Origin of the sequence: Neisseria sp. HMSC03D10 (genome assembly GCF_001807625.1) — a bacterium.
GTDB lineage: Bacteria > Pseudomonadota > Gammaproteobacteria > Burkholderiales > Neisseriaceae > Neisseria > Neisseria mucosa.
Genome location: NZ_KV789477.1, coordinates 1 through 4,691, shown reverse-complemented (window position 1 = coordinate 4,691; position 4,691 = coordinate 1). Strand labels below are relative to the sequence as shown.

Below are 4,691 nucleotides of genomic sequence, written 5' to 3'. Positions count from 1 at the left end.
AATACTGTAAACAACGCTACTGATTTCTACACATTAAGCAATGGTGGCGAAACTTTTGAACAATTAGCAGTACGTGCAATGGCCGCCCTTTACGATATCGTTAAAGTACATCAATCGGGAGCCAATATTTTAGTGGTATCGCATGGCCATACCTTGCGGCTTTTATTATCCTTACTATGCGGAGCGACTTGGGAAAATCATCGTGATGAGGGTAAATCCGTGTCATTGTTGAATACTTCGATCAGTATTGTGAAATACGATAGTGAAAGCGGTTTTCATATTGAGCAGCTTAACAATGTGGCCCATTTACAATGATCACAACCATTCAACAATAATAAAAAAGGTGGGCATTTTCCCTACCTTTTTTGCCATTAGCCAAATACTTTTTCCAAGTGTGCTTGGTAATCGGCTAAGTATTGTTCTACTTGTGGATTTTTAATCACATCGTTACATAAGAATGTCGGCAGATGGCCAAGCAGCGGACAACTGCCAAATCCCTGCTGGTAACGCCTTTTACACGATTGACGATTTTCACCGCTTCGCCGAAAACCTGCGCCTGAACAAAATCGGACAAGGCGTACGCATCCTTTCTCCTGCCATGGCAAACTATGCCGCGCAAAATCACTGCTGCGATATGGACAACCTGATTTTTAAAGGTGAATGCGACAAATTGCACCTACCCCACTCAAAGCCCATTATGGACTGCACGGCGGTTTTGTGCCCGGTACAGGGCACATGCCGAACGTATGTGGTTATTTGGCCAATCCGAACGCCTTCGCCGGCTTGGGCGGCGGTTCGACGTTCTATATGGTCGATCCCGAACGCGAACTGACCGTCGTGTTTTTAAGTGCGGGCTTTATCGAAGGCCTGCCGCACCTGATACGCGCAGCGAAGTTAAACGATTTGGTGCTGGCAGCGTGCGAATAATCGGGTCGTCTGAAATTTGGAAAAAGCAGTTTGGACTTTGGAAATTGGATTTCAAGCTGCTTTTCTCAGGCATATTATGACAATGCAAGTAACACCCTCGATTATAATATGTGCTGAAAGTCTATTGCCGTATGGGATAAAAAATTGGCAAGAACCTAACCGCCAAACTGGGTGGAATGAGTTTAGACAATCGCTATTATCTTAACCTAATCTGTACCCTACTTTTTAACTTTTTCAAAAGATGAAGGTACTCTGTCTTAGCTTGATAACTTCTATCCTATTCCACTACTCCATAATTAAGTGGTTGAAATACAGTAAAACTAAGTATCCAAATTTCTCTTAAAACCTATTGATTTGATAATAAAAATTGGAGTACTATGAGCACACTCTCTAGAGTATCATTAATTCTCATTTGACATATAGGAACAAAACAGCGGAATTTGTAGAAGAATAGGAAAAAGGAAATTAATTTATATTATGTAAAATTATTGCATTTTACTTTTCTTAGTTTTAATTATTACCACAAATCCCTTAAATTCCTATACAAGAATTTAGGGGATTTCCCATAAGTATTTTCTTCCAACAAAACCGTACAAGCTATAATTACCAAACATGTTAACCACTTTCTCCGCTGAAGTTGGAGCAGGTGCTGGTTCATCAGCCAATCAATTCGTACCTAAATTGATAAAAACTTTGCCCTTAAATATTTCTGTATTGACAGAAATAAAAGACAAAAATAAAATACCCTTACTATGAAACTGAATCCGACCACTGAAAAATTTATCCTCCACTGGGGCGAAATGGGCACCAAATGGGGCGTCAACCGTACCGTTGCGCAAATCCACGCCCTGCTCTACATCTTAGGCAGACCGATGAATGCCGAAGAAATTACCGAAACGCTCGGCGTAGCGCGCTCCAATGTCAGCAACAGCATCAAAGAGCTGCAAAACCTGAGGCTGGTGCATACCGTGCATATCTTGGGCGACAGGCGCGATCATTTTGAAACTTCAGACGACGTCTGGACTTTGTTCCGCACCATTGCAGAAATGCGTATGCAGCGTGAAATCGAACCGACGCGGCAATTTTTGCAAAGCCTGATCGACAGCCCTGAATTTAGTCAGGAAAATGAAACCGCCAAACAGCGAATCAGACAAACCCATGATTTCATTAACACACTGACCATATGGGCAAATGAAATGTTGAAGCTTTCCACCTCAACCATGGTGAAAATTTTAAAAATAGGCGCCGGAATACAAAAATTTTTCCGATGATACCTCCCCAATTGGTTTACAAGACACAACCCCCGGTTTCTCTTACGCAATCATAGGTGTGTTATGACGCATTCGACAGAAGATTATTTCGACTATCCGAGAGGCAGAGTCATCATCGTTTATACTGCATCTACGCTATTTTTTGCGTTTAGTATCGGCTACTATGCTTTATTCTTTACCGTACCGGCCCTAATTTGCGGTTTGATCTTAAGCTTGACGTCTACATACAGGGACTTACGCGGCCTTATCCGGGCAATCATAACCGGATTATTATGCGGTTGCCTATATCTTTTACTGTTTGGTGCAGATTTTGTCACCAGTCTCCTAGCCGGCGTGGTAATAGGCGGTACTTATTCTTTGATTGTTGGCGTTTTGAGCTTGCCCAATCCTCCGGGGGAGGATGATATTCAGGAACCTGCCTAATTTTTTTACCCTTATATTTCTCTTTTGACAGAAATTTTAGAAATTACAGGCTAAATATATAAATAAACCGAAATGAAATTAGGAAACCAATATGTCCGACAAAACTACACGCAATCTCCCTGCCTACCTGTCTTACTCGATGGGGCTGCTATGGCTGTGGAGCGGTACCCAACCTCTGTTTTTCATGCCCGAAATGTCATTGGATTTGCTGCATTCGGTCGGTATTCCCGATCCGTTGCTGTGGCCGACATTAATCGCCGCTTCACTGCTGGACATCGGTTTTGCCTTTTTATGCTTCAGCCGCTTTCGCGCCCGTTCCGAAATATGGCTGCTGCAATTGCTGACCGTCGCGGCATACAGCCTGATTATTGCTTTCAGGCTGCCCGAAATGTGGGCGCACCCATTTGCGCCTTTGGTAAAAAACCTGCCGATTATGGCTACTTTATTTTTCCTGTATCAATCCGTAGGAGATAAAAAATGAACACCTATTTAATCGTTAAAACCCTGCACATCATCTCGGCTACCTTAATGGTCGGCACCGGTTTTGGTACAGCGTTTTACCTCTTTTGGGCAAACCGCAGCGGTTCGGTCGCCGCGCAGTCGGTCGTATCGCATTGGGTCATCAAAGCAGATTGGTGGTTTACGACCCCCGCCGTCATTTTCCAACCCTTGTCCGGCTTATGGATGCTGTACGAACGCGGCTATACCGTTTCCACCATGCTAGAACAAAATTGGGTATGGATGACGATCGGTTTATACATCCTTGCAGGCATTTGCTGGCTGCCCGTTGTCTGGCTGCAAATCCGTATGGCAAAGATTGCCGAACAAGCGCATAAAGAAAACGCAGACACCATTCCAGAACCCTATTGGCGTTATGCCAGACGCTGGGAATTGCTGGGCTATCCCGCCTTTTGCGCCACTATCGTGATTTACTTCCTGATGGTGATGAAACCGATTTAAAGATTTTCAGACGACCTCAGCAACACCATAAAGAAAAACCATGAACATCATCATTTTCGGAGGCAGCGGCTTCATCGGCAGCCGTACCGCCCAAATCTTAAAAGAACAAGGTCACCAAGTTTACACGCCCGACCGCCGCGCCTTCGATTTTCTTCATCCTGACGAAACCGCCGCACGCCGTTTATTAGAGGGGCAAGACGTCCTCATCAACTGCATCGGCATCATGAGCCGTCATGCCGAAATACTCGAAACCGTACACCACCGTACACCCAAACAACTCGCCGCATGGGCAAAAACAGCAGGCATAAAACACTGGGTGCAACTATCCGCACTGGGTGCCGACCCATCTCAATCCATCAACTTTGTCGGCAGCAAAGGACGTGGAGATGATGCCGTCGCCCAAAGCGGCATCCCGATTGCCATAGCCAGACCATCCGTCGTTTACGGGCGAGGAGGAACCAGCTGCGAACTGTTCATCAAATTAGCCCGCCTCTCTTTACTTCCACTACCAGAAGGCGGCCGCTTTTACTTGCAGCCCGTCCATCTTGCCGATGTTGCCGAAGGTTTGGCAAAACTGGCCGTCCAAACCGACGCCGGCCACAGCATCGTCAATATGACCGGCAGCCAAACGCTGACCTTGGCAGAATACCTGACCACCCTCCGCCAAACCCTGCACCACAAACCGCCACAACATATCCTGCCTATTCCCCTACGCCTGCTTGACCCTGCGCTGCCGTTGGCAAACATCCTCAGCAACGGCATCATCAGCCGCAACAGCTTTGCCCTGCTCAAACAAGGCTCATGCGCCGATTATTCTGATTTTGCAGCTTTATTGGGGAGAGCGCCATTAGCTGCGGAAAACTTTTCCCGTCAAAGCTGAATCAGCCATACACATATGCAACGGAAAATTAGATTTCAGACGAGATTTACCTGCTACAATTCATCTTTTTTATTCTTGACATTATGAAAACCGTGCGTGTTTGTACTATAACGGACAAACTTAGCATTAACGTGGCAATACTGGTGCAAATCGAAACGTAAAGAAGCAACGACAACCGTAAACTGTAGAAACCAGTAACGTTGTTTACAGTATTTCCAGGCGAATACTGA

At 45.3% G+C, this 4,691-nt stretch carries 7 protein-coding genes and 1 pseudogene; 6 read left to right on the top strand and 2 right to left on the bottom strand.

The features are described from left to right. The coding region (locus HMPREF3066_RS11800) for a histidine phosphatase family protein (RefSeq protein ID WP_141743147.1) at nucleotides 1-315 on the top strand (315 nt) is incomplete at its 5' end. Between the two features lie 56 nt (nucleotides 316-371). Here HMPREF3066_RS11800 and HMPREF3066_RS13690 read toward each other — a convergent pair. After that, nucleotides 372-476 (bottom strand): annotated as a pseudogene (locus HMPREF3066_RS13690) (NADPH quinone reductase MdaB); the annotation flags it as partial. Further along, complete coding sequence (locus HMPREF3066_RS13425) at nucleotides 440-574, bottom strand: hypothetical protein (RefSeq protein WP_321178872.1); 135 nt, start codon at nucleotides 572-574, stop codon at nucleotides 440-442. The pseudogene HMPREF3066_RS13690 and the gene HMPREF3066_RS13425, both read right to left, overlap by 37 nt. Nucleotides 575-660: 86 nt before the next feature. Between HMPREF3066_RS13425 and HMPREF3066_RS00290 the strand changes: the two genes are divergently transcribed. The 5 genes from HMPREF3066_RS00290 to HMPREF3066_RS00265 all read left to right on the top strand — a co-directional run bounded on the left by HMPREF3066_RS00290 (nucleotide 661) and on the right by HMPREF3066_RS00265 (nucleotide 4,461). Continuing rightward, the gene (locus HMPREF3066_RS00290; RefSeq protein WP_070439770.1) at nucleotides 661-927 is read left to right on the top strand and encodes a hypothetical protein; all 267 of its coding nucleotides are present in this window, start codon (nucleotides 661-663) and stop codon (nucleotides 925-927) included. Nucleotides 928-1,679: 752 nt separating this feature from the next. Beyond that, nucleotides 1,680-2,198 carry a GbsR/MarR family transcriptional regulator gene (locus HMPREF3066_RS00285; RefSeq protein WP_003760633.1) on the top strand — a complete coding sequence of 173 codons (519 nt, stop codon included), beginning with the start codon at nucleotides 1,680-1,682 and terminating at the stop codon, nucleotides 2,196-2,198. A 514-nt stretch (nucleotides 2,199-2,712) separates the two neighbouring features. Further along, nucleotides 2,713-3,102, top strand: coding sequence for a DoxX-like family protein (locus HMPREF3066_RS00275; RefSeq protein ID WP_060975556.1), 390 nt, complete (start codon nucleotides 2,713-2,715; stop codon nucleotides 3,100-3,102). Continuing rightward, nucleotides 3,099-3,581 (top strand): DUF2269 family protein, encoded by a 483-nt coding sequence (locus tag HMPREF3066_RS00270; protein ID WP_003778699.1) that lies wholly within the window; start codon nucleotides 3,099-3,101, stop codon nucleotides 3,579-3,581. The genes HMPREF3066_RS00275 and HMPREF3066_RS00270 overlap by 4 nt, the downstream gene beginning before the upstream one ends. Before the next feature lie 40 nt (nucleotides 3,582-3,621). Further along, on the top strand, nucleotides 3,622-4,461 hold the full coding sequence (locus HMPREF3066_RS00265; RefSeq protein ID WP_070439768.1) for an NAD-dependent epimerase/dehydratase family protein: 840 nt from the start codon (nucleotides 3,622-3,624) through the stop codon (nucleotides 4,459-4,461). Nucleotides 4,462-4,691 lie beyond the last annotated feature (230 nt).